Consider the following 2,214-nt stretch of genomic DNA (forward strand, 5'->3'; position numbering starts at 1 on the left):
GCATGTGGAGGGCGGCCACCGGCTGATCTGACCGGCGCAAAGCCCTCATCCATCGCCGCGAGCAGCGCCTTGAGCGTCGGCGGCTGGACGCGCCGGCGGCGCCAGATCATGACGAGGCCCGCGGAACGGACCGGGCCGGGCCAGGCGACCTCCGCCACCCCGCCGCGATCGAGCACGGCCGCGACCGCCAGGCGCGGCACGATGCCGAAGCCGGCGCCGGCTGCCACCAGCCCGGCGATGGCGTCGATGCTGCCGACCTCGGCCGCGAGCCTCGGCCCGCCGAGGCCCGCCTCGGTGAAAGCTCTGTCGACCATGGCGCGGTAGACGCATCCGGTTTCGGTGGCGACGAAGCGTTTTTCGGCAAGCTCCGCCAGATCGACCTCCGTCCTGTTCTCGCCCGGCGGCGCGATCAGCACCAGCGGCTCGGCCGCGACGACGCGTCTGGCGAAGCGCTCGTCCGATTCGCTCGCGCCAGAACGGTCGAAGCAGAAGGCGACATCGATCTCGCCGTCGCCGAGCCTGCGCAGCAACTCGCCGCTGCCGGCGATCTTCAGCTTGATGTCGATGTCGGGATGAACGGCATGGAAGTCGGCCAGCCAGCCGGCAAGCCTTGCGGAGGCAATCGTCTCCAGCGCGCCGATCGCAAGCCGGCCGGCCGTCGCGCTCCTGGTGGCATCGATGACGGCGCGCGCGTCGTCGGCGAGCGACAGCAATTCCTCGGCATAGGGTTTCAACGCCTCGCCGGCCGGTGTCAGCTCCAGCCCTCGCCGAGAGCGCATGAAGAGGCTGGCGCCAAGCTCGGCCTCCAGCGCCTGGATCTGGTCGCTGACGCTCGACTGCGCGAGATTGACCTCCACCGCGGCGCGGGTGACGTTGCGCGTGCGCGCAACCGCGAGAAATGTCTTCAGCAACCTTGGATGCATCGGGCGGGCGGCGCTACTGCAGCTGCGGCTTCTTGAGGAAGGAGTTGCGGTCTGCGGATTTTACCCTGAGCCAGGTCTCGCGGCCGTCGCGCACCACGCGCAACGGGATCTCGGCGCCTGCCGGGTTCTGCCAGAGCTTGCGATAGAAGTCGGCGAGACCGTCGACCTCACCGTCGCGCACGTCGGAAATGATGTCGCCCTGACGCAGGCCTGCCTTTGCCGCTGGACCGCCTTCGGCGACGCTCATCACCACCACCATGCCGTTCGACTCGGCCGAGAAAGCGCCGAGCCACGGGCGCGGTGGCCGGGCCAACTGGCCACGCTTCACCAAGTCGTCGAGGATCGGCGTCAGAAGGTCGATCGGCACGATCATGTTGATGTCGGCGACCTCGCCGGCGCGGCTCATCTGCAGGCGCAGCGAGCCGACGCCGAGCAGCTTGCCGTCGCGGTCGAACAGCGCGGCGCCGCCCCAGGACGGGTGCGCCGGCGCGGTGAAGATCGCCTCGTCGATGAGATATTCCCAGTAGCCGGCGAATTCCTGCTTGGTGACGATGTGGGCATCGACCTGCTGGCCGATGCCGTCGGCAAGCGTCACCGCGTCGCCGATATTGGCCTTCCTGGCGTTGCCGAAGGCGACCGCCGGCAGGTTGAGCGGCGACAGCGCCTGCACCAGGCCGAAGCCGGTCTCCTGATCGTAGGCCAGCGCATGCGCGGCGACCACGCGGCCGTCCTGGTCGGTGAGCCACACCTCGTCGGCCTCGGTGATCAGATAGCCGATGGTGAGCACCAGCCCGTTGTCGCGGATCACCACGCCGCTGCCCTCGCGGCGTGTGCCCAGCGCATTGGCGGTGAAGGCGTCGTCCGGAACCGTGGCGCGCACGGACACGACGGAGCGCGAGACTTTTTCGATGGTCATCGGTCGATCCTGGATTGCGGGTCTTTTTCTATAGGTATGGCCAATGCGGCGTGGTGCAAGGGCTGACGCCATTCCCTTCTCCCCTTGTGGGGGAAGGTGGCCGAGCGAAGCTCGGTCGGATGAGGGGTGCTGGACGGAGCGCGCCTTCGGCCGTTTGCTCCCCGCGTCCTAATCTCCCTCGTATCATTTCTTCCAACACCCCTCATCCGTCTCGGCGCTGCGCGCCGATCCACCTTCTCCCACAAGGGGAGAAGGGGAAAAATCCTGGCCCAGTCATTAGTTCAACGAAAATTGAACTTTTTTCTTTGACGCGCGCGGAACCGCACCTAAATCTTGCGTCAACCAACTCGCATCCGCCCCCCGAACCCACAAGGC

At 67.5% G+C, this 2,214-nt stretch carries 2 protein-coding genes; both read right to left on the reverse strand.

What is annotated here, in order from left to right; genetic code table 11:
- The coding region (locus EOA38_RS34315; RefSeq protein ID WP_145966220.1) for a LysR family transcriptional regulator at positions 1–923 on the reverse strand (923 nt) is incomplete at its 3' end.
- Between the two features lie 13 nt (positions 924–936).
- A complete protein-coding gene (locus tag EOA38_RS34320; protein ID WP_126094539.1) occupies positions 937–1,839 on the reverse strand; it encodes a S1C family serine protease in 903 nt (300 codons plus the stop codon).
- Between the last annotated feature and the right edge of the window lie 375 nt (positions 1,840–2,214).

Source organism: Mesorhizobium sp. M1E.F.Ca.ET.041.01.1.1, assembly GCF_003997355.1.
GTDB lineage: Bacteria > Pseudomonadota > Alphaproteobacteria > Rhizobiales > Rhizobiaceae > Mesorhizobium.

What these genes read in the sequence shown, in the direction of transcription:
- EOA38_RS34320 (WP_126094539.1), bottom strand. Translation starts at nt 1,839, where the DNA reads ATGACCATCGAAAAAGTCTCGCGCTCCGTCGTGTCCGTGCGCGCCACG.